General features: G+C 65.2%; 20 protein-coding genes and 2 pseudogenes. 7 read left to right on the top strand and 15 right to left on the bottom strand.

What is annotated here, in order from left to right:
* Window positions 1-15: 15 nt before the first annotated feature.
* Genes IC66_RS0127115 through IC66_RS0127090 form a run of 6 tightly spaced genes read left to right on the top strand, consistent with a single transcriptional unit; the run spans window position 16 to window position 6,192 of the window.
* Window positions 16-1,194, top strand: a complete 1,179-nt coding sequence (locus tag IC66_RS0127115) for an ROK family transcriptional regulator (RefSeq protein WP_038949782.1) — start codon at window positions 16-18, stop codon at window positions 1,192-1,194.
* 57 nt (window positions 1,195-1,251) lie between these two features.
* Window positions 1,252-2,538 carry an ABC transporter substrate-binding protein gene (locus IC66_RS0127110; RefSeq protein ID WP_028141531.1) on the top strand — a complete coding sequence of 429 codons (1,287 nt, stop codon included), beginning with the start codon at window positions 1,252-1,254 and terminating at the stop codon, window positions 2,536-2,538.
* Complete coding sequence (locus IC66_RS0127105; RefSeq protein WP_028141530.1) at window positions 2,535-3,458, top strand: carbohydrate ABC transporter permease; 924 nt, start codon at window positions 2,535-2,537, stop codon at window positions 3,456-3,458. Before IC66_RS0127110 ends, IC66_RS0127105 begins: the two co-directional genes overlap by 4 nt.
* On the top strand, window positions 3,451-4,308 hold the full coding sequence (locus IC66_RS0127100; protein ID WP_038949781.1) for a carbohydrate ABC transporter permease: 858 nt from the start codon (window positions 3,451-3,453) through the stop codon (window positions 4,306-4,308). Before IC66_RS0127105 ends, IC66_RS0127100 begins: the two co-directional genes overlap by 8 nt.
* A 10-nt stretch (window positions 4,309-4,318) precedes the next feature.
* Window positions 4,319-5,428, top strand: coding sequence for an ABC transporter ATP-binding protein (locus IC66_RS0127095; protein WP_038949780.1), 1,110 nt, complete (start codon window positions 4,319-4,321; stop codon window positions 5,426-5,428).
* Window positions 5,425-6,192: an SDR family NAD(P)-dependent oxidoreductase gene (locus IC66_RS0127090; protein ID WP_028141527.1), complete on the top strand. Its 768-nt coding sequence runs from the start codon at window positions 5,425-5,427 to the stop codon at window positions 6,190-6,192. The genes IC66_RS0127095 and IC66_RS0127090 overlap by 4 nt, the downstream gene beginning before the upstream one ends.
* A 137-nt stretch (window positions 6,193-6,329) precedes the next feature.
* Here the strand turns inward: IC66_RS0127090 and lpxB are convergent, their stop codons facing one another.
* The 3 genes from lpxB to lpxA are packed head-to-tail and all read right to left on the bottom strand — an operon-like array spanning window position 6,330 to window position 9,173.
* Window positions 6,330-7,508, bottom strand: coding sequence for a lipid-A-disaccharide synthase (gene lpxB / locus IC66_RS0127085; RefSeq protein WP_085971821.1), 1,179 nt, complete (start codon window positions 7,506-7,508; stop codon window positions 6,330-6,332).
* Window positions 7,505-8,362, bottom strand: a complete 858-nt coding sequence (locus IC66_RS0127080; protein ID WP_049806649.1) for an LpxI family protein — start codon at window positions 8,360-8,362, stop codon at window positions 7,505-7,507. Before IC66_RS0127080 ends, lpxB begins: the two co-directional genes overlap by 4 nt.
* A gap of 19 nt (window positions 8,363-8,381) precedes the next feature.
* Window positions 8,382-9,173, bottom strand: coding sequence for an acyl-ACP--UDP-N-acetylglucosamine O-acyltransferase (lpxA, locus tag IC66_RS0127075; RefSeq protein ID WP_038949776.1), 792 nt, complete (start codon window positions 9,171-9,173; stop codon window positions 8,382-8,384).
* Window positions 9,174-9,348: 175 nt separating this feature from the next.
* Here lpxA and IC66_RS0127070 point away from each other — a divergent pair, with 175 nt between their 5' ends.
* On the top strand, window positions 9,349-9,672 hold the full coding sequence (locus IC66_RS0127070; protein ID WP_038949775.1) for a KTSC domain-containing protein: 324 nt from the start codon (window positions 9,349-9,351) through the stop codon (window positions 9,670-9,672).
* 27 nt (window positions 9,673-9,699) lie between these two features.
* Here IC66_RS0127070 and fabZ read toward each other — a convergent pair whose 3' ends face one another.
* The 12 genes and pseudogenes from fabZ to IC66_RS48005 form a co-directional block, all read right to left on the bottom strand.
* A complete protein-coding gene (gene fabZ / locus IC66_RS0127065; RefSeq protein ID WP_028141522.1) occupies window positions 9,700-10,161 on the bottom strand; it encodes a 3-hydroxyacyl-ACP dehydratase FabZ in 462 nt (153 codons plus the stop codon).
* Window positions 10,158-11,225 carry a UDP-3-O-(3-hydroxymyristoyl)glucosamine N-acyltransferase gene (gene lpxD, locus IC66_RS0127060; RefSeq protein ID WP_028141521.1) on the bottom strand — a complete coding sequence of 356 codons (1,068 nt, stop codon included), beginning with the start codon at window positions 11,223-11,225 and terminating at the stop codon, window positions 10,158-10,160. Before lpxD ends, fabZ begins: the two co-directional genes overlap by 4 nt.
* A 125-nt stretch (window positions 11,226-11,350) precedes the next feature.
* A pseudogene (gene bamA / locus IC66_RS0127055) lies at window positions 11,351-13,886 on the bottom strand (outer membrane protein assembly factor BamA).
* Window positions 13,887-14,063: 177 nt separating this feature from the next.
* The gene (rseP, locus tag IC66_RS0127050) at window positions 14,064-15,215 is read right to left on the bottom strand and encodes an RIP metalloprotease RseP (protein ID WP_038949774.1); all 1,152 of its coding nucleotides are present in this window, start codon (window positions 15,213-15,215) and stop codon (window positions 14,064-14,066) included.
* A 44-nt stretch (window positions 15,216-15,259) separates the two neighbouring features.
* The gene (gene dxr / locus IC66_RS0127045) at window positions 15,260-16,483 is read right to left on the bottom strand and encodes a 1-deoxy-D-xylulose-5-phosphate reductoisomerase (protein ID WP_038949773.1); all 1,224 of its coding nucleotides are present in this window, start codon (window positions 16,481-16,483) and stop codon (window positions 15,260-15,262) included.
* A 4-nt stretch (window positions 16,484-16,487) separates the two neighbouring features.
* Complete coding sequence (locus IC66_RS0127040; protein ID WP_038949772.1) at window positions 16,488-17,330, bottom strand: phosphatidate cytidylyltransferase; 843 nt, start codon at window positions 17,328-17,330, stop codon at window positions 16,488-16,490.
* Window positions 17,327-18,085: an isoprenyl transferase gene (locus IC66_RS0127035; RefSeq protein ID WP_028141516.1), complete on the bottom strand. Its 759-nt coding sequence runs from the start codon at window positions 18,083-18,085 to the stop codon at window positions 17,327-17,329. Before IC66_RS0127035 ends, IC66_RS0127040 begins: the two co-directional genes overlap by 4 nt.
* Window positions 18,086-18,096: 11 nt before the next feature.
* Window positions 18,097-18,660, bottom strand: coding sequence for a ribosome recycling factor (gene frr, locus IC66_RS0127030; protein WP_028141515.1), 564 nt, complete (start codon window positions 18,658-18,660; stop codon window positions 18,097-18,099).
* A 73-nt stretch (window positions 18,661-18,733) separates the two neighbouring features.
* Window positions 18,734-19,450 (bottom strand): UMP kinase, encoded by a 717-nt coding sequence (pyrH, locus tag IC66_RS0127025; RefSeq protein ID WP_038949770.1) that lies wholly within the window; start codon window positions 19,448-19,450, stop codon window positions 18,734-18,736.
* Window positions 19,451-19,511: 61 nt separating this feature from the next.
* Window positions 19,512-20,435, bottom strand: a complete 924-nt coding sequence (gene tsf, locus IC66_RS0127020; protein WP_028141513.1) for a translation elongation factor Ts — start codon at window positions 20,433-20,435, stop codon at window positions 19,512-19,514.
* Between the two features lie 132 nt (window positions 20,436-20,567).
* On the bottom strand, window positions 20,568-21,563 hold the full coding sequence (locus IC66_RS0127015; RefSeq protein WP_028141512.1) for a 30S ribosomal protein S2: 996 nt from the start codon (window positions 21,561-21,563) through the stop codon (window positions 20,568-20,570).
* Between the two features lie 244 nt (window positions 21,564-21,807).
* Window positions 21,808-22,132: pseudogene (locus tag IC66_RS48005) on the bottom strand (hypothetical protein); the annotation flags it as partial.

Below are 22,132 nucleotides of genomic sequence, written 5' to 3'. Positions count from 1 at the left end.
AGAATGACGACAGGGATGGAAATGCCGGAGCAGCCGAGAAGTCGGCGGCAGACGCGCGCTGCCATTTTGACTCACCTGCTTCAGTCGGGTGGCTCGTTTCGCCCGCCGCTGGCCAAGGCCGTGCGCCTGTCCGAAGCGAGCCTGTCGCGCATCCTGCTTGACCTGAAGACCGAAGGCCTGATCGAGGAAGTGCGGCGCCCTGCCCCCTACGTCGGCGGCCCGACCGGACTCGTGTCGCTCGACGGCTCGGTTGCCCTCGCAGCCTTCGAGCTGACCGCTCAGCACCTCAGCCTCGGCGTCGGCGGCCTGTCGGGCGAGCTGCACTACACCGAGCGCGTGCCCCTGCCGAAGACGCCGACCGTCGAGACCGTCGACCGGGCGTTTCGCGAAGCGATGACATTGCTGCGCGACTGGACGCGGCGCCGCCGCGTCGTCCTCTCTCAGGTCGGCGTCTCCATTCCGGGCCTCGGCCGGCTCAGCGCCGCGGGCAACCTCATCATTCCCTGTGACGTCGGGCGCATCAGCGACATGTTCGGCGAGATGTTCGCCGACGTGCCCGTCGAATTTACCAATTCGGTCGTGGCGCACGCCACATTCCATCGCTGTCGCACCGAAAACTATCCATTCAATGACACGCACCTGTTCGTCTTTGTCAGCCATGGCGTTGCGGGCGCCTGGATGGATGATCCCGTCGAGACCGACGCGCTCCAGCCAATCGAGCTCGGTCACATGGTGTTTGGCGAAGGCGGGCCGCGCTGTCGCTGCGGCCACCTCGGCTGTGTCGAGGCCTATACTTCGCTTCCGGCGCTGGCCGAGCTTCTCGGCGTGCCCGAGCCGGAGTTGCTCCAGCTCGGCAGCGATTGGGTCAGCGCGATCCCGATCTCCTCGCGCGTGCGTCAGGAGCTGCGGCATCGCCTGTATCGCCTTGGGCTCGCGATCGGCAACACGCTGAACGTCAAGCCCTGTCACGGCGTCGCCATCTCCGGCTGGCCTTCGCTCCTTGCGGAAGGCGATCGGAAAGCGCTGGTCGACGGCGTCGATGCCTGCCTGCTCGGCGGCCGCAAGCATGCGCAGGTGTCGCTGGCTTTCGTGCCGCCGTCGAACGGCAATGATCCCAGGGCCGCGCTGGCCTTCGCCGCGTTCTGCCTCGCCTGCCGCGGCGGCATGCCGGCCGCGTCGACGGAGGCCGCCTGAGACGGCCTGAAGCTGCGCGGCTCGCGCGCAAGAGAGTTCACACCGGGAGGAACTGCCATGCCGATCACGACAACAAGGCGCCGTCTGCTCGCTGGATCCGCTGCCGCGCTCGCACTGCCGGCCTTTGCCCGCGCGCAAGGCGCGGTCAAGCCGCGCCTGACCGCAATCTCGCAATGGTCCGCGGGCAGCGATGGGGCAGCCATCACCGCGCTCGGCAAGAAGTTCGAGGAGAAGGGCGGCGTCTGGCAGCACTCGCCCGTCCCCGGGTTCACCACCGAGATGATGAACAAGCTGCGCGCCCAGATCATGGCCGGCGATCCGCCGGCCTGCTCGCAGCTCAAGGGTCCCGAGATCGCAGCTTGGTCGAAGATTGCCCCGACCGTCGATCTCGACGCCGTCGTCGCTGCCGCCGGCTATGAGAAGGTGGTCGCGCCGGACCTTGCGAAATTGCACAAGCCGGGCGGCAAATGGATCGCACTGCCGTTGCAGATCTACAGCACCAACATGCTGTTTCTCTCCAAACGCGCGATGGACAAGGCCAAGGCCGACAAGATCCCCGTCACCTGGGCAGACTTCAACGAGCTCGCCGACAAGATGAAAGCGGGCGGCGTCCCCTATCCCATCGCCAACGGCGGCACCCGCCCCGACGACGGGCAAAAATTCGAAGCCGCTCTGGCCGGCATCAGTCCCCTCGCATACCGCGCCGCCATCATGAATCTCGAGAAGAAGGCCCTGGAGGGCTCCGAGATCAAGGCTGCGTTCGCACAGGTGCGCAAGATCGCCGACTGGATGGACCCCAACGTCGGCGCCCAGCACTTCTCGACCAATTTGAAGCGCTTCATCGACGGCGACATGGGCATGATGATCATGGGCGGCTGGGCGCAGGGCGTGTTGCGCAATGCCGGTTTCAAGTTCGAGGACTTCATGATCGCGCCAGGTCCGAGCGACAATAGCAAGCCGGTGTTCCTGTTGAACGCCGATGCCTTCATCTTCTGGCAGCGCAAGGAGCCTGACCTGCAGGCCGGCCAGACGCTGATGGCCCAGCTCGTCATGGATCCGGCGATCCAGACCATGTATTCGCAGATCACGGGATCGATCCCCGTGCGTACCGACGTCGATCTGTCCGGCGAAGGCTGGTCGGACGGTCAGCGGCGCACCGCGGCAGCTCTGAAGGACGCAATCGCCAGCAACCAGGCGGTCCTGAGCCTCGCGCACAACATGGCGCAGGAAAACGGCATGACCGCCGCGATGATCGACGTGATCACGGAGTACGTAAAGAACAAGACGATCAAGCCGGAGCAGGCAGCCACTCGTCTGGCCGAGGCCGTCGAGGGCGCACGTTGAGCAATGCCGCCGCGATAAGACCGGGCCGGCCGGCGCTTCCGGAATGGGTGCGCCGGCTGCCGGAATATCTGATGATCTGGGTGCCGCTGCTGCTGTCAGCCGCGCACCTCGTGTCGTTCTCGCTGTGGACGATCTGGATCTCGTTCACGCCATCCACGCTGGTCCCTGTTACGGGCTGGGTGGGCTTGCGCAACTACTCGGCGGTGGCGGCATCGCGGAATTGGCAGATCGCCTTCGACAATCTGCTGTTGTTCGGCAGCGCTTTCGTGCTGCTGAGTTTGGTGACCGGCCTCGCCCTTGCGATCCTGCTCGACCAGCGCATTCGCGGCGAGAACCTGCTGCGATCCGTCTTCCTCTATCCGCTTGCGGTGTCGTTCGTGGTCACCGGCACGGTCTGGAGTTGGCTGCTCAATCCCGGCCTCGGAATCCAGAAGCTCGTCCACGACCTCGGCTGGACCTCCTTCAAGTTCGACTGGCTGATCGATCGCGACATGGCGATCTGGACCATCGTGATCGCCGCGATCTGGCAATCCTCGGGCTTCGCCATGGCGCTGTTCCTTGCCGGCCTTCGCTCCGTCGACACCGACATCATCAAGGCCGCGCAGATCGACGGCGCCGGGCCATTTCGAATCTACCGGCGCATCATTCTGCCGTCGCTTTGGCCGATCACCATCACCGTCGTCGTGATCCAGTTGCAGTTCGCGATTTCGACGTTCGACCTCGTGCGCGCGCTCACCAACGGCGGACCGGGAATCGCGACCCAGCTGCCAGCACTGGTCGTCTACGACCTGATGTTCCAGCGCAGCCTGCTCGGCCGGGGAGCGGCGGCGGCGGTGCTCATGCTGCTCATTCTTCTCGCGGTGCTGCTGCCGTATGCGGCGTGGCGATATGTTCAGCGACGGCGGGCCGCCCATGCGTGAGCGGACTTTCGCACCAAGCCGGATCTTGATCTACCTCATCGTCCTGCTGATCGCTGCAGCATGGCTCGCACCATTGGCTGTTGTGGTGCTGAATTCGCTCCGCGGCAACGAGGAGATCGCGCAGGGCTCGATGATCGGCTGGCCGCAGCACTGGGCCTGGAGCAACTACCTGGCTGCCTGGAGCGGCTTCTGCGTTGCCGAGACCTGCGCCGGCATCCGCCCGTACATGCTGAACTCCGCCCTCGTCACGATTCCTGCGACGATCTTCTCGACCCTGCTCGGTGCCATTGCCGGCTACGCCGTGTCGCTCTGGCGTTTTCGCGGCGACACCTGGATCTACGGCATCGTGACCCTCGGCCTGTTCCTGCCCCAGCAGATGCGCCTGCTTCCCTGGACCATCGTGCTGCGCGACATCGGTCTCATCAACACGCTGGCGGGCCTCGTGCTGATTCACACGATCCAGGGGCTCTCCTTCACCACGCTGTTCTGCCGCAACTATTATGTCGCCATCCCCCATGAATTGATCAGGGCCGCGCGCATCGACGGCGCCGGGTTCTTCCGTATCTTCTGGCGCATCATCCTGCCGCTCTCGCCGCCGATCCTGATCGTCACCGTGATCTGGCAGTTCACGCATATCTGGAACGAGTTCCTCTATGGCGTGACATTCACGAGCGGCCAGCAGCAACCCGTCACCGCCGCTCTCATCGCGCTGTCCGCTGCAGTCGCAGACATCCCGCAGCACGGCGTGCAGAGCGCCGCGGTGATCATCGCGGCGCTCCCGACGCTGTTGATCTATCTCCTCGGTGGCAAATACTTCGTCCGCGGCCTGACTGCCGGGGCCGTGAAATGATGGAGTTGTCATGGCAGCACTGAGCATTCGAACCCTGTCGAAGCGCTACGCCAATCTGGAGGTGCTGAAGGGCATCGATCTCGACATCGAAAGCGGCGAGTTCACGGTGCTGGTCGGGCCATCCGGCTGCGGCAAGTCCACGCTGCTCAACATCGTCGCCGGGCTCGATCATCCGAGCGCCGGGACCGTCGAGATCGGCGGACGCGTGGTCAATGACGTCCCGCCCAAGGATCGCGACATCGCCATGGTGTTCCAGTCCTACGCGCTCTACCCATCCATGACCGTACGCCAGAACATCACCTTCGGCATGGAATGCCGTCACGTGCCGAAGGCGGCGCGGGACAAGGCGGTCGCGGACGTCGCAAAACTGCTCCAGATCGAGCCGTTGCTCGGCCGCAAGCCATCGCAGCTCTCCGGCGGCCAGCGCCAGCGCGTGGCGATGGGCCGTGCGTTGGTACGCGATCCCCTGCTCTTCCTGTTCGACGAGCCGCTGTCCAATCTCGACGCAAAACTGCGCGTCGAGATGCGGATGGAGATCAAGCGGCTGCACCAGCGCATCGGCGCGACCATCATCTATGTCACCCACGACCAGATCGAGGCGATGACGATGGCGACGCGGATCGCCGTGATGCATCGCGGCGTGGTGCAGCAGTTTGCCGATCCCGATACCGTGTACCGCTATCCCGCCAATCTGTTCGTCGCACGCTTCATGGGCTCCCCGCCGATGAACACCATGCCGGCGCGGCTCGAGGCCGACGCCGGCGGCCCCGTGGTCGTGATCGGCGCGGGTCGGCCGGACGAAGTTCGCCTTCGTCTGCAGGGATACGATTCGGCGGCACCCTATCTTGGCCGCGAGGTGGTGTTCGGGATCAGGCCGGAATGCATCGCGGAGGGCAACCGCGTGTTCTCCGGCGGTGCACCCATCGTCGTCCACGCGCCGGTGGAGATGGTCGAGCCCACCGGCGCCGAAACCATCGTGCTGCTGCGGCTCGGCGGCGAGTCCGCGCTGGCGCGCATCACGCCGGACATCCGCCCCCCGCCGGGGACGGCAGCCCCCTTCGCGCTCGACACGCGCCGCATTTGCCTGTTCGACCCCGAGACGGAGCGACTGATCGCATGACAAAGACGAGCTATGCCGGACTTGCGGACCGCGTCGTACTGATCACCGGCGGCGCCAGCGGCATCGGGGCCGCCTTCGTGCGCGCCTTCGCGGCCCAGGGAGCGCGCGTCGCGTTCCTCGATGTGGATGAAGAAGCCGGCGGGGCGCTGGTCGCGGAGGTGAGCGCTGCGTCCGAAGCCGCGCCCTTGTTCGTGCCATGCGACCTCCTGGACATCGAGGCCTTGCGGGCCGCAATGGCGCAGGTGCAGCGATCGCTCGGCGATGCCGCGGTCCTCGTCAACAATGCCGCCAATGATCAACGCCAGGTGCTGGCCGAGGTGACGCCGGCAGAGTTCGATTGGATGATCGGCCTCAATCTCAAGCACGTCTTCTTTGCGGCGCAAGCGGTGGTGCCGCAGATGCAGGCGCGCGGCGGCGGCTCGATCATCAACATGTCGTCGATCGCCTGGATGCGCGGTGCACCGGCGCTGCCGGTCTACGCCGGGGCAAAGGCGGCGATCGTCGGTTTCACCAACTCGCTGGCCCGGCTGGTCGGCCCCGACCGCATCCGCGTCAACGCGATTGCGCCAGGCATGGTCATCACCGAACGTCAACGCCGGCTGTGGTATCCGGACGAGCAGGTCATCACCGAAATGCGCTCCCGTCAGGCCGTTCCGGATGCAGTGACGCCCGAGGACATCGCCAACATGGCGCTATTCCTCGCCTCCGACGAAAGCCAGCGCATCACCAGCCAGTGTTTTCGGGTGGATGCAGGACTTGCGTAGAACTTGATCCGGCCACAATGGCGCAACGTTCACGGTCTCGTAGGGTGGGCAAAGCGAAGCGTGCCCACGAATTCTTCTCATCGCGACGAATCGTGGGCACGGCGCGACGCGCCTTTGCCCACCCTACGAGACCTCTGTTACCGCCGTCCCTTGCGCATCGTCTCGAGCACGATGTCGGCGGCGAGCACGCTCGGTGATTTGTGGCCGGTCGACATGATCTGGTCGAGCCGGGCAAAGGCCTCGACCTGCTGCTTGCGCAGCGGCGAATCCGTCAGCACCTCGGCGAGTGCCGGCGCCAGTTTCTCCGGCGTGCACTCCTCCTGCAGGTACTCCGGAATGACATCCTTGCCGATCACGAGATTGGCAAGGATCACCGAGGAGACGCGGATCGCGCGACGCAGGATGAAGGCCTCGATCGCACCGACGCGATAGGCCGTCACCATTGGAATACCCGACAGTGCGAGCTCCAGCGTCACCGTACCGGATTTGGCCAGCGCCGCACGCGCGATACGGAACACGGCGCGCTTCTCGTTCTCGCCGGTCACGACCCTTGGCTTGACCGGCCAGCTCGCGATGCCCTCGCGGATGGTGGCCTCGAGATGCGGCATGGTCGGCAGTATCAGTTCGAAGGCGTGGCCTTCCGCCTGCAAGCGGCCGAGCACCCCGCCGAAGACATCGAGATGGTGCCTGACCTCGCTACGGCGGCTGCCGGGCAGCACCAAAAGCACCGGCGGATCGCCGTCGCGACGTGCCTGCTCCTCCGCGTTCGGCCGCAGCGAGGGCAATTGCTCGACTAAGGGATGGCCGACATAGCTGCATGGCGGTCCGCCGAGCTTGCGGTATTCCTCCGGCTCGAACGGCAGCAGACCGAGCACATGGTCGACATAACCGAGCATGGTCCGCGCCCGCCCCGGCCGCCACGCCCAGAGCTGCGGCGAGACGTAATCGACGACCGGGATCGCAGGATTCTTCGCGCGCACGCGGCGGGCGACGCGATGGGTGAAATCGGGGCTGTCGATGATGACGAGCGCGTCCGGCGCGGCGTCGGCCACGGCGTCGGCCGTCTCGCGGATCAGCCGCAGAATTTTCGGCAATTGCTGCACCACCGCGGCAAATCCGACGATTGACAGCTCCTCGATCGGAAACAGCGATTCCAGCCCTTCGCGCGCCATGGTACGTCCGCCGACGCCGACGAACTGCACGCCGTCGCCGAGACGCTGGCGCAGGACCTTCATCAAGGCACTGCCGAGCCGGTCGCCGGATTCCTCCGTGGCGATCAGGAAGATCTTGCGCTTGGGATCGCGCGACTGCATCACGCCGGCAGACCGATGACGAAGAGATATTTGGCGTCCGCGAGGGCGATCATCGCCTGCGGCTCTGCGGCGATGGTGTTGCCGGCGATGACGGCGAGGCCCGCAAGGCCGGCCGCCGCGACGCCCTCGATGGTGCGCGGGCCGATCGTCGGCAGGTCGAAACGCAGATCCTGGCCGCTCTTCGGCGCCTTCACGAGCACGCCGCGGCCGGCGGCCGCGCGAATGCGCCCCTCCTCGCGCAGCCGCGCGACGCGCGCGAGCAGCGCATCGGTGCCCTCGATGTCCTCGACCGCGACCACATGGCCGTCGATCACCACCGCAGCCTGGCCGATGTCGAACGGACCGAGCGCAGTCAGCACCGCACGGCCGCGCGCGATGTCGGTCTTGCTGGTATCGCTGGGCCAGGCGCGACTGATGCAGCCCTCGGGCATCAGGAGATCGGGGGCGAGGTCCTTGATGCCGACCATGCGAAAGCCATCCTGCTCGAGGATGCGGCCGACGCCGGACAAGAGATGATCGTCGCCGCCGCGAAAGGCGCGGATGACATTGCCGAGCAGCCGCATCGTCTTGACGTCGAACCGGATCTCGGAGAGCGAGGGCCGCACCAAGGTGCCGATGAAGATCAGGTCGCGGCAGCCCTCCTCGCGGAACAGTCGCATCGCGCGACCGAGCTGGCCGACCGAGATCCAGCGATGGCGGAATTTCTCCACCCGCGCGGGATCGCAGGCCCCGCGCAGCGGAAACAGCACCGGCGTGATGCCGCGCGCGGCAAGCGAGTCGGCGACTGCGAACGGCATCGCGCCGCCGCCGGCGACGATGCCGACCGGCGATGAGATGTCCGACGCCGCCGATGTCATGTCCGCGGCCATCCCAAAATCACTTCGCGAGGGCAGGAAGACAGAGCGGGCGCTTGCCCTTGCCGATGAAGTGGAGGATTTCGGCGATCGCCGGATCTTCGCCTGCAAGCGGCCTGGACGCCTCTAACCGCTCGGCGAATGTGCCGGGCCCATGGAAGAGCTTTTGGTAGAACCCGCGCACCGTCGCCAGTCGCTGCCTGGTGAACTTGCGCCGCTTCATGCCGATCAGGTTGAGACTCTCGAGCACCGCATACTGGCCGTTAACGAGCCCATACGGGATGACATCGTCGCGTACGCCGCAGACCCCGCCGACCATCACGTAGGGGCCGATGCGCGTGAACTGGTGCACTGCGGAGAGGCCGCCGATATAGACGGCGTCGCCGATCTCGCAGTGGCCGCCGAGCGTCGCCGAGGTCGCAAAGATCACGTTGTTGCCGACCATGCAGTCATGGCCTACATGGCTGTTGTTCATGAAGTAGCCGCCGTTGCCGACGCGCGTCAGACCGCCGCCCTTGATGGTGCCGACATTCATCGTCGCGCCTTCGCGGATGACGCAGCCAGAGCCGATCTCGAGCTTCGTCGGCTCGCCCTTGTAGCTGAGATCCTGGGGCGCGCCGCCGAGCACCACGAACGGCGAGATCACGCCGCCGTCCCCGATCGACGTATGGCCGATGACGGTAACATGCCCAATCAGCTTGCAGTTCGCGCCGATCACGACATTCGGGCCGATGATGCAATAGGGCCCGATCTCGGTGCCCTCGCCGATCACGGCGCCGTCCGCGACCCGTGCGGTGGGATCAATCTTGCTCATCAAGCAATCTTACTCTTCAAGAAGGTCTGGTTATGCGTTGAAGTCGCTCAGATTTCCGGTGGTTAGCGCGACTATGCCCGATCTGTCCAGTGACGTATCATCTCTGCCGGTTTCAAGTGCCGGATGAGGCGGTCGTCCCGGCTCCTCAACAACTTCATGCGGAGCTTCAGCTTTCATGGTCAGGGCCCTGGCACTTCTGCTCGCACAGCTCGCGGCCGCGCCGATCATGTCCGAGACGGTCGAGACCGGCGAACGCCGCCGCATCGACCTCGCGACATTCGAATGCCGCGACATCAGCCGCAGCACTGTGCTTCAGCGGGTCTGCTACGACCGCGCGCATCACGACCTCGTCGTCGCGACTGGCGGCAGCTATGCGCGCTATTGCGGCGTCGCGGCCGAGACCGCCGACCGTCTCCTGGGCGCGCCATCCATGGGTCAGTTCTTCAACCAAAACATTAAGCGCGAGGCTCCTGGCGGCCGCTACGATTGCGGCGCGTGAGCCCGTCCAGTGAGGGCCGCGTGCCGCTCAGTCCGTCAGCATGGCGCCGACGTCGGCCTCCGCGACCACCTGCCCGTTGACCTTGGCATCGCCGTGAAACCACCACATGGCCTTGCGGCGGCCGAGCGAGCGCATGTGATACTCGATGGTATCGCCCGGCAGCACGGGCTTGCGGAATTTGCACTTGTCGATGGTGAGAAAATAGACCGCCCGCGGCTTGTCGGTGCCTTCGACCGACTTGATGCCGATCACGCCCGCGGTCTGCGCCATCGCCTCGATCATCATGACGCCGGGATAGACCGGTCGCTCCGGGAAATGCCCCTGGAAGGCCGGCTCGTTGAAGGTGACGTTCTTGATGCCGATGCCGCTGTAGTCGGCCCGGATGTTGATCACGCGGTCGATCAGCAGCATCGGGAAACGGTGCGGCAGCGTCTGGAGGATGGCATTGATGTCCACCAGCTCGAACTTAACAGGTGATTCCTCCGTCATTCCCGTCCCTCATCCTTCGGATCAGCCCTGCTGTCGCGTACCAAGCGCTCCACCGCGATGATCTCCTTGAACCATTGTTTGGTCGGCTTGGCGAAAAAACCACCCCAGCGTCCGCCCGGCGGGATGTCGTCCTTGACGCCGCTCATCGCGGTCACCTGGGCCCCGTCCCCGATCTTGAGGTGGTTGTTGATGCCAACCTTCGCTCCGAGTGCCACGTTGTCGCCAATGGACAGGCTGCCGGCGAGCCCGATCTGGGCGGCCAGCAGGCAATGCCGGCCGATCGTGACATTGTGACCGATCTGGACCTGATTGTCGATTTTCGTGCCTTCGCCGATCACGGTGTCGCGCAAGCTGCCGCGGTCGATCGTGGTCCCGGCGCCGACCTCGACATCGTTCTGGATCAGCACCCGCCCGGTCTGAGGCACCTTCAGATGACCCTCGGGGCCGAAAAAAATGAAGCCGTAGCCGTCCTGGCCGATCGAGCAGCCGGGATGGATCAGCACGTTGTTGCCGATCAGGGCGCACTGGATCGCGGTGCGCGCGCCGACATTGCAGTCCCGGCCGATCTTGACGCCGGGCCCGATCACCGCCCCGACGCCGACCACCGTGCCGCTGCCGATCTCCACATCCGGGCCGATCACGGCCAGGGGATCGACGATCACGCCGTCCTCGAGTCGGGCCGAGGGATCGATGATCGCCGACGGCGCGATGCCGTCATTGCCGACCCAGGATTGGGGCCTCAGCGCTTCGCCGTGCCATTCCCGCGCGATCCTGACAAAGGCCCGGAACGGCTGCGCCACCCGCAGCACGGCCACGTGCGCGGGCACCTGGGGCTCGAAGCGCGGGCTCACCAGGCAAGCGCCGGCCTTGGTCGCCTTGATCTCGTCGGCGTATTTGAGGTTGTCGAAGAACGCCAGATGCATCGGGCCCGCTTCGTCAAGCGAAGCAAGGCCCGTGATGATGTGGTCGCCCCTGGCGGGATCGACCAGCTGCGCCTTGGTCAGCGTGGCAATGTCAGCCAGCGTTGAGGCAGGCGGCTTTATGAAGAAGGTCGGCTGCGCCATTCCACCCCGTCGCGGTCCGGCTTCGGCATGAAGCGGTCGAGCCGCATCATGCTCCATCTCTTGGATCGGCACGATCCCTTTCGGAAACCGGTTCCAGTGATCCGGATCGTGCCGTGCTGATCGAATTAGAACGTGGTGCCGCCGCCGAACCGGAACTCCTGCGTGCGATCGTACTTGCCCTTGCTGAGCGGCACGGCGTAGTCGAAGCGCAGCGGACCGAACGGCGACTGCCAGATCAGGCCGACACCAACCGACGAGCGGACGACCTTGCTGTCGTCGTAGACGAGGCCTGTACAGGTGCCCGCAGACGACGGATTGATGCTCGAGGGGATGCAGCCCGGCACATTGACTTCGTTGGTCGTGGTCCAGCCGGTCGGTCCCTTATAGTCGTAGAGGCCGGGGGGCGCCGGCATCGGCATAGACCGCGCCCTTCAGACCCACTTCCTTCGGCAGGAACCAGAACGGCATCTGCAGTTCGAGCGAAGCGCCCCAGTACTTGGTGCCGCCGAGGGCGTCCTGCGTACCGAAGGGGTTCAAATCGCGCGGGCCGATGCCGTTCGGGGCAAAGCCGCGGACGAGGTTCGAACCCATCTGGAAGTGATCGAGCATGCGCAGATCGCTGCCCATCTTGTTCAGCATGCCGCTCTGCACGCGGACGAGGCCGACGATGTCAGACACCAGCGGAGTATAGTACTTCGCATCGATGACGGACTTCAGGTAGGAGACGTCGCCGCCGACGCCGGCGAAATCCTGACGGAAGTCGACGAGCAGACCGTCGGTGGGGTTCTTGTTGTTGTCCAGCGTGTTGTAGGTCAGCGTATAGCCAAGCGCCGAGGTCAGGGTCTTGCCGTTGGCGAGCTCCCTGCGCACCGGCAGCGAAGCTTCGCCGTCGCTGTAGCAGCCGAGACCGTTGGTCGAGCTGAGATCCGGAACGCCGCCATTGGCATTGACGAAGGCCGGGCTCGGATTGAAGGCCGACGTACCCAGATTGTTGTTACAGTTCGCCAGGTAGTACGGCAGCGTGATTTCCTGCTGGTAGATCGAGTAGCGCAGCTGCAGCGCCAGATCTTCACGCAAGGAGAAGCCGAGGCGCGGCGAGAAGCCGAGCGTCTTGGTGCCGTAGGAGATGTAGCTGTTGGACAGCTGCTGGCGCTGATAGAGGTCGAGGCCAAGCGCGACGCGGTAGTCGAGCAGATACGGCTCGACGAACGACAGCGAGTAACCGCGTGCATATTGGCCGTAGGTCACCGACGCCTTGGCGAACAGACCGCGGCCAAGCAGGTTGCGCTCGGAGATCGAGACTTCGGCCAGCGCGCCGTCGGTGGTGGAGTAACCGCCCGAGATCGAGAAGTCGCCGGTCGATTTCTCTTCCATGTCGACGATCAGGACCACGCGATCGCTCGACGAGCCCGGCTCCGTCGTGATCTTCACGCTCTTGAAGTAGTCGAGGTTCTTCAGGCGCCGCTCGGCACGGTCGACCAGGGCGCGGTTGTAGGCGTCGCCCTCGGAGATGTCGAACTCGCGGCGGATCACGTAATCGCGGGTACGCGTGTTGCCGCGCAGGTTGATGCGCTCGATATAGGTGCGCGGACCTTCGTCGATGTTGAACACGACGGAGACGGTGTGCGCCTCGAAATTGCGGTCGCCGCCGGGCCGGACCACGGCGAAGGCGTAGCCGCGGCGCGAGGCCTCGATCTGCATCTCCTCGACCGACTTCTCGACCGATTCAACGTTGTAGAGCGAGCCGACATTGACGCGCGAATAGGCGCGCATCGACGAGGGATCGAAGTTCGGAATGCTGGAGCGGAAGTCGAGCGCGCCGACGCGGTACTGCGATCCTTCCTCGATCTTGAAGGTGACGTTGAAGCCCTTCTTCTCCGGATCGTATTCGGTGAGCGCGGCCACCACCTGGACGTCGGCGAAACCGTTCTTGAGATAAAAGCGGCGGATCAGGTCGCGGTCGGCTTCGACGCGGTCGGGATCATAGATGTCACCGCTGGCCAGGAAGCTCAGCAGGTTCGATTCGCGGGTCTTGATGACGTCCCTGAGGCGATAGGACGAGAATGCGACATTGCCGACGAACTCGATCGACTTGACGCCGGTCTTGGCGCCCTCCTCGATCGTAAAGATGAGGTCGACGCGGTTGTTCGGCTGCTCGATGACCTCGGGCGTGACGCGCACGTCGTAGCGGCCGGACCGGCGATAGATTTCAGCGACTCGCAGCGTGTCGGACTGCACCATGGCGCGGGAGAAGGTGCCGCGCGCCTTGGACTGGACTTCAGTGGTGAGCTGCTCGTCCTTGATCTTCTTGTTGCCCTCGAAGGCGATCCGGCCGATCACCGGGTTTTCCACCACGGAGACGACGATCTGGCCGCCGCCGCCGCGGTTGATTCTCACGTCCTGGAACAGGCCGGTCTCGATCAAGGCCTTGAGGCCGTCGTCGATGGCGCCTTGATCCAGGCGCCCGCCCGGACCCGGCTTGAAATAGGAGCGGATCGTCTCCACCTCGACCCGGCGATTTCCTTCGACGGAAATCGACTGCACGGTCTGAGCGAGCGCAGACGAAGACACAAAAACAGCCCCGACCGGGGCAATCACCGGCGCGCCGAACATGATCAGGGTTGCGAGCAAGCCCCCCCGGAGTCGCAGTCCAAACTTCATCGCGCAACGCGCCCTTATCATTCCGAGCCAGACCCAACCCCAACGCCGGTCTGGAAGATTCCCCAAGTTCAGGCCGCTTGTAGCCAATTTCACCGACGCCGCAAACGGCCGAAAGCGCCGTAATTTCAATTTCATTCCAAGACGTTGCTCATCAGCAACGCCACAAAAAAGCCTCCATCAAGATGCCGCCATCCGCAGGATGTCGTTATAGGTCGCAAACACCATCAACATCAGCACTAAACCGAGCCCGATTCGGAACCCCATCTCCTGAGTCCGCTCGGACAGGGGTCGGCCGCGGACGACCTCCGCCGCATAGAACATCAGGTGGCCGCCATCGAGCAGCGGGATCGGGAACAGGTTCAGCAGGCCGATCGACACCGACAGCACCGCGCACAAATTGATCACGAACTGGAACCCGGCGCTGGCCGCCTGCCCCGACATCTTCGCGATGCCCAGAACCCCGCTGACCTCGTTCGGATTGCCGTTTCCGACGAACAGAGAGCCCAGGAACTTGAAGGTGCTGGTGATGATGAACCAGACCTGCTCAACCCCGATCTTGAGCGCCTCGCCGATGCCCACCGGGGCGGTCGAGGCCTCGCCGGCCTGAGATTTATGCTCCACACCGAGCACACCGAGACGGTGGCTGTTGCCGAACGGATCCTTGCGCTCGAGCAGCGCCGGCGTTGCGGTCAGCGAGACGATGGCGCCGTCCCGCTTCACCTGGAAGGCAAGCGCCGAACCCGCATTCATCGCAACGATTCGCTGCATGTCGGCAAAGCTCTCGATCGGCTTGCCGTCGATCTGGACGACGACGTCCCCGATCTTGAAGCCGGCCGCAGCCGCGGCGCCATCGGCGACGACGCCATCGACCCGCGCGATCGTGCTCGGCTTGCCGTAATACAGCGCCATGCCCGCGAAGATCAGCGCGCCCAGGATGAAATTGGCGATCGGTCCGGCCGCGACGATGGCGGCGCGCGGGCCGACCTTCTTGTGGTGGAAGCTGCCGGCGCGCTCCTCGGTCGTCATGGCCGCGAGCGTCTGGGCCGAGGGGGTCGAGGCCTCGCTCTCGTCGCCGAAGAACTTGACGTAGCCGCCGAGCGGGATGGCCGAGATCTTCCAGCGGGTGCCGTGGCGGTCATTGAAACCTACCAGCTCAGGTCCGAAACCGAGCGAGAAGGTCAACACGCGAACGCCCGCCCAGCGCGCGACCAGGAAATGGCCGAGTTCGTGGAAGAACACGACGATCGTCAGGACGAACAGGAAGGGAACCGCGTAGCCGAGGAGCCCATGGCTCAACGTATTGAAACTATGGACAAAAAAGTCGATCATCGAATTCCCTCATCCAGCGCCGCAAGGCCCTGGCCCCGAACCATCTAGGATGCCTTTAAGGCAATTTGAGGCAATAGGGCGGCAGCTCTATTTCGAGCAACATGGTCAACAGAGATTGCATCATCGGCCGACGTCAGGGGCGCCTGGTTCCCGCTGCGAATCCAGTCATCCAATGTTGCCTCCACCAGCCGGGCGATCGCGCCGAACCGGATCTTGCCGGCAATGAAGGCGGCGACCGCGACCTCATTGGCCGCGTTGTAGACGGTGGTCGCCCCCTTCCCGGTCCGGAGCGAATCGAAAGCCAGCCGTAATCCGGGGAAGCGCTCGAAGTCCGGTGCCTCGAAGGTCAGCTGGCCAATCTTGGCGAGGTCCAGCTTGGCCGCCGGCCCCTTGATCCGGTCGGGCCAGCCGAGGCAATGCGCAATCGGCGTGCGCATGTCGGGCGCGCCGAGCTGGGCCATCACCGAACGGTCGGAGAACTCGACCATGCCGTGGATGATCGACTGCGGATGCACGAGGACGTCGATCTCGTCAGGCAACAGCGCGAACAAATAGGACGCCTCGATCACCTCGAGCCCCTTGTTCATCATCGACGCGGAATCGATCGTGATCTTCTGGCCCATGCTCCAGTTCGGGTGCTTCAGAGCCTGCTCGAGCGTCGCCTGCTCGATGTCAGCCGGCTTCCAGGTGCGGAACGGGCCGCCCGAGGCGGTGATGATGACACGGACGAGTTCATCCCGATTGCCCGAAGCAAGCGCCTGAAACAGCGCATTGTGCTCGGAATCGGCCGGCAGGATGCAGGCGCCGGCCTTGGCCGCACGCTGCATGAAGAAATCGCCGGCGCAGACCAGACATTCCTTGTTGGCCAACGCCACATGCGCGCCGCGATCGACCGCGGCCAGCGCCGGTTTCAATCCGGCAGCGCCGCTCACGGCCGCCATCACCCAATCGGCCGGACGCGCGCCGGCCTCGATCACCGCGCTCTCGCCGGCGCCGCATTCGGTGCTGGTCCCGGCGAGCGCGGCCTTGAGCTCGGCGAGCTTGGAGGTGTCGGCGATCGCGACGAAGCGCGCGGAAAATTCCTTCGCGAGCTTTGCCAGCGCTTCGACATTGCCGTTCGCCGTCAGCGCCTCGACGCGATAGCGCTCGGGCGAAGCGCGCAGCAGATCCATCGTGCTGTCGCCGATCGAGCCGGTAGCGCCGAGAACTGTGACGCTGCGGACGCTGGACGCCGCAGCCTTGTTATTACGCAATGGGACCGCGCTCATATCCTCACCAAACCATAAGACCGCTTCCGGCGCTATGCACACCATGGCGGAGAAAGCCGATAATCCATGCCGCCAGGATGGCGGCGACAAAACCGTCCAGGCGGTCCATAAGCCCGCCATGGCCGGGAATTAAGTGACTGGAATCCTTGACACCGAAGCGCCGCTTGACCGCGGATTCGAACAGATCACCCAATGCCGACACCACCGAAAGGATGGCGCTGACCAGCAGCAATGGCCCCATCTTTCCGAACCCGCAAGCCGCAAAGCCCACCGCAACCAGAAGGCTTGCGACGAAGCCGCCCAGCGCCCCGGACCAGGTCTTTTTCGGGCTCACGCGCGGCCAGAGCTTCGGCCCGCCGATGCTGCGACCGGCAAAATAGCCGCCGATGTCGGTCGCCCACACCACCAGCAGCACGAACATCAGCGCGGAGAAGCCGTTGACGAGATCCTTTCGCACCAGAATCGAGGCCAGCAGCGCTGCCGCTGCATAAGCAAAGCCCGTCGCAGCCCAGATGAACTTGCCGCGCGCGATCAGCGTCACGATCGCGCCGCCGACGAGGCCGACGATGACGGAGGTCTTGAGCCCGCCAAAAGCGACCGCAGCCCCCATCATCGCGATGACGATCGTCCCTGCCCCGGTCAGCGCCGCCGAGCCCGCGCCCACCACCGTCAGCCATTCAGCGAACAGCCCGATCGACACCAGGGTGACGAGCAGCGCCCACAACCAGCCGCCGGCATAAGCGACCGCGATGGTCAGCGGCGCCAGCACCAGCGCTGCGAGGACCCGCATCACCAGATTGCTCGGGGCAGGCTTGGCGCCCGCCGGTGCGGCGTCTTGTTCGCTCACGAGGCGGTTTTCGCGACCAGGCCGCCGAAACGGCGCTCGCGCCTGGCGAATTCGGCGATCGCACTTTCCAGCGCCGCCTTGTCGAAATCGGGCCAGTGGATCGGCACGAACACGAGCTCGCTATAGGCCGCCTGCCACATCAGGAAATTGGACAGGCGCTGCTCGCCGCTGGTGCGGATGATGAGATCGGGATCGGGAATGTCGGGCGCATCGAGATGCGCTCCCAGCGTCTCGGCGTCGATCGTATCGGGATTGCGCGTGCCCTCGGCGACCTCGCGCGCGAGCTTCTGCGCCGCCTTCGCGATCTCCTGCCGCGAGCCGTAATTGAAGGCGACGACGAGCGTGAGGCGCGTGTTGTCACGCGTCAGCTCCTCGGCCTCGTTGAGCAGCGCGCAGATGTCGCTCTCGAGCCCATCGCGTTCGCCGATGATGCGGACCTTGACGCCGTCGCGATGCAGGCTGGCGAGATCGTTACGGATGAAGCGGCGGAGCAGACCGAAGAGATCGCCGATCTCGCTCGCCGGACGCGACCAGTTCTCCGAGCTGAAGGAGAAGATGGTGAGGTAGCGGATGCCGAGCTCGTGCGAGGCACGCACGACGCGGCGCAGAGCCTCGACGCCGCGGCGATGCCCCTCCGCACGCGGCAAACCGCGCGCGGCCGCCCAGCGCCCATTGCCATCCATGATGATGGCGACGTGCGCGGGCGCCTCGGACCGGTCGGGTCCTTCCGTTGCGGGCGCGGCGGCGTTGGACATTGAAGGTGGCCTTAAACGGTGAGGATTTCTTTTTCCTTGGCGGCCAGCAACTGGTCGATTTCCGTGATCGTACCGTCGGTCGCCTTCTGCACCTCGTCGGCGTGGCGCTTCTGGTCGTCCTCGGACATCTCGTGGTTCTTCTCGAGCTTCTTGAGAACGTCGAGGCCATCGCGGCGGACGTGGCGCGCGGCAACCTTGGCGGCCTCCGCATATTTATGCGCGACCTTCACCAGTTCCTTGCGCCGTTCCTCGTTCAGCTCGGGGATGCGCAGGCGCAGCACCTGGCCTTCGGTCGCGGGCGACAGGCCGAGGTTGGAATCGACGATCGCCTTCTCCACCGCCTTGACCATCGACTTGTCCCAGACCTGCACCGAGATCAGGCGTGGCTCCGGCACGCTGACGGTGGCGAGCTGGTTGAGCGGCATGTGGCTGCCATAGGCGTCGACCTGCACCGGATCGAGCATCGAGGCGGAGGCGCGCCCCGTCCGCAGGCCGCCGAGCTCGTGCTTGAGGGACTGGACGGCGCCCTGCATGCGGCGCTTCACTTCGTTGAGGTCGAAAGTACCCGTGGACATCACGTTTCTCCTTCAAGATCCCGGCGACCGCTCCCGCGACCTTCCCTGAAGGCGCGCGACAGATGAGCAGCGGTCAGCCGGCGACAATGGTTCCGTGGCCGACGCCACGTAGAATCGCGCCGATCGAACCCGGCTCCGCGATCGAGAATACGATGATAGGCAGAGACGTCTCGCGGGCAAGCGCGAAGGCGGTCGCATCCATCACCTTGTAGCCGCCCTCGATCGCCTGCGAATGGGTCAGCCGGTCAAACCGCGTGGCTGCCGGATCCTTCTTCGGATCGGCCGAGTAGACGCCGTCGACATTGGTGGCCTTCAGAACCGCCTGGGCGCCGATCTCGGCGGCGCGCAGCACCGCGGTCGTATCGGTGGTGAAGAACGGATTGCCGGTCCCGCCGCCAAGCAGCACGATCCGGCCCTCGGCGAGATATTTGTGCGCCGCAGTGCGGGTGAACAGCTCGGAAATCTCGGGCATCACGAAGGCCGACAGCGTGCGCGCCGGCGTGCCCTTGCGCTCGATCGCCGATTCCAGCGCGAGGCAGTTCATCATGGTGGCGAGCATGCCCATGGTGTCGCCGGTCGGGCGCGACACACCGCGGGCTGAGACCTCGACGCCGCGCACGATATTGCCACCGCCGATCACGACCGCGACCTCGGTGCCGAGCTTGCGGGCCGCAATCAGGTCGTCCGCAACCCGGTCGACGGTCGGCTGATCGATGCCAAAGCCTTGCTGTCCCGCGAGATATTCGCCGGACAGCTTGATCACGACGCGACGATAGACCGGATCAGACATGAGCACTTTCCTTGTCCGGGCGCCGCTTCCGGCGGCACGCCGGAAGGAGGTGTTCCGGCGCTTACTTCTTGCCGCTGGCCGCAGCGACCTCGGCCGCGAAGTCGCTTTCCTGCTTCTCGATTCCCTCACCAAGAGCATAGCGCACAAAGCCGGCGATCTTCAGGGCCCCGCCGACCTTGCCCTCGGCTTCCTTCAACGCCTGCGCCACCGACTTGCCGGTGTCGTGGATGAAGGCCTGTTCGAGCAGGCAGACTTCCTTGTAGTAGGTCTTGAGGCCGGACTCGACGATCTTCTCGATCACGTTCTCGGGCTTGCCCTGCTGGCGATATTTGTCGGCGAGCACGTCCTTCTCGCGCTTGACGACCGCCGGATCGAGGCCGGACGGATCGAGCGCCAGCGGGTTCGCGGCGGCAATGTGCATCGCGATCTGGCGGCCGAGCGTTGCGAGCTCGTCGGCCTTGCCGGGCGATTCCAGCGCTACGATCACGCCCATCTTGCCGGCGCCCTCGACGACCGCGCCGTGGACGTAGTTCGACACCACGCCCTGGCTCACTTCGAGCGAAGCTGCGCGGCGCAGCGTCATGTTCTCGCCGATGGTGGCGATCGCGTCATTGATGGCGGCTTCGACCGTGACGTCGCCGACCTTGGCGGCCTTGATCTTCTCGACATCGGAGCCGGCGTCGAATGCGACCTGGGCGACCATCTTGACCAGGCCCTGGAACTGGCCGTTACGCGCGACGAAGTCGGTTTCGGAGTTGACCTCGACCACGACACCCTTGGTGCCCTTGGTCAGGGCGCCGATCAGGCCCTCGGCCGCGACGCGGCCCGACTTCTTGGCAGCCTTGGACAGGCCCTTCTTGCGCAGCCAATCCTGCGCCGCTTCCATGTTACCGTCGTTTTCGGTCAGCGCGGCCTTGCAGTCCATCATGCCCGCGCCGGTCGACTCGCGCAGGTCCTTGACCATCGCAGCTGTGATCGTTGCCATCGTTGAAAATCCTTTGTGCCTGCTGGTTCGCCGCGGCGTGGCATCGAAGCGCCCCGCCGCGGTCCATCTCAGGGATTCGCGTCAACTGAAATGGTGGCCGGAACTTGTCCGGCCAACCCATCGCTCTCTTGACTATTCCGCTTCCGCGGTCAGCGCCTTGGCCTTGGCCACCCAGGCGTCCGCACGGCTCGGCAGACCGACTTCTTCGCCGATCGTGTGCGCGGTGTCGTGATCGAGCTCGGCGAGCTGCCAGAAGTGGAAGATGCCGAGGTCGTTGAACTTCTTCTCGATCGCACCCGACACGCCCGGGAGCTTCTTGAGGTCGTCGGCGGTGCCGCGCGGACCTGCGAGGCCCTGGAAGCCGCTCGACGAAGCTGCCGGCAGCTCTTCAGCGAGCGGACGGGCCGAGGCGCCGACGTCGATGCCCGAATCGCCTTGAGCGCGGGAGATGCCGTCGATGGCAGCGCGCGCGATCAGGTCGCAATAAAGCGCGATCGCACGGCCGGCGTCGTCATTGCCCGGCACCACATAGGTGATGCCCTTCGGGTCCGAATTGGTGTCGACGATCGCGGCGACCGGGATGTTGAGCCGCTGGGCTTCCTGGATCGCGATGTCTTCCTTGTTGGTGTCGATCACGAAGATCAGGTCGGGCAGACCGCCCATGTCCTTGATGCCGCCGAGCGAGCGGTCGAGCTTGTCGCGCTCGCGCTGAAGCGTCAGACGCTCCTTCTTGGTGTAGGAGCTGGCATCGCCGCCCGACAGCACGTCGTCGAGGTGACGCAGGCGCTTGATCGAGGCCGAGATCGTCTTCCAGTTGGTCAGCGTGCCGCCGAGCCAGCGCGAATTGACGAAATACTGCGCGCAGCGCTTGGCAGCGTCCGCGACGCCGTCCTGCGCCTGGCGCTTGGTGCCGACGAACAGGATGCGGCCGCCCTTGGCGACGGTGTCGCTGACCGCCTGCAAGGCCGTGTGCAGCATCGGCACGGTCTGCGCGAGGTCGACGATGTGAATGTTGTTGCGAGCGCCGAAAATGAACGGAGCCATTTTCGGATTCCAGCGGTGAGACTGGTGACCAAAGTGCACGCCAGCTTCAAGCAGCTGACGCATGGTGAAATCGGGTAGCGCCATCGTTCTAGTTCTCCGGTTGGTTCCTCCGGAAGCGTGTGAGCAAAACGGAGCGTTGTCGCCCCGGCTGCCACCGGACGGCCTTGTGAGCCATGCTTCCGTGTGAGATGCGGCGCTGTATAGCGCCATTTCGGCCAGAAGCAAGGAAATAAGGGCCTTTCGGGGGCGGATTTCGCCCGCGAGAGGCCCTTTCCCTGGAGACCGGGCCGCTCCCTAGCGCCCCGACTAGCACTTGATTAGCACGTGACTAGCACTTGACTAGCACCTGGGCTGGTTCGGCGGGCACTTCTTGGCCGCCGGCGGTGGGGGTGCGGGGCGCGGTGGAGGCGCGGCCGGGCGCGGCGGGGGTGGTGGTGCAACGGCCATACGCGGCGGCGGCGGGGGTGCCGGTCGAGCCACCGGCGGCGGGGGTGCGGGCCGCGCCATGGGCGGAGGCGCCGGGCGCGCGACGGCAACCGGAGGAGCCGGGCGTGGCGGCGGAGGTGCGGCCATCCTCGGTGGCGGCGCCGACACCCGCGGCGGGGGTGGTGGCGTGGGCCGCGCTACGGCCTGCGGCCGCGGCGGCGGTGCAG

This window comes from Bradyrhizobium genomosp. III (assembly GCF_000261705.1).
GTDB classification, from domain to species: domain Bacteria; phylum Pseudomonadota; class Alphaproteobacteria; order Rhizobiales; family Xanthobacteraceae; genus Bradyrhizobium; species Bradyrhizobium ottawaense.
This window is presented reverse-complemented; position numbering and strand designations above follow the sequence as displayed.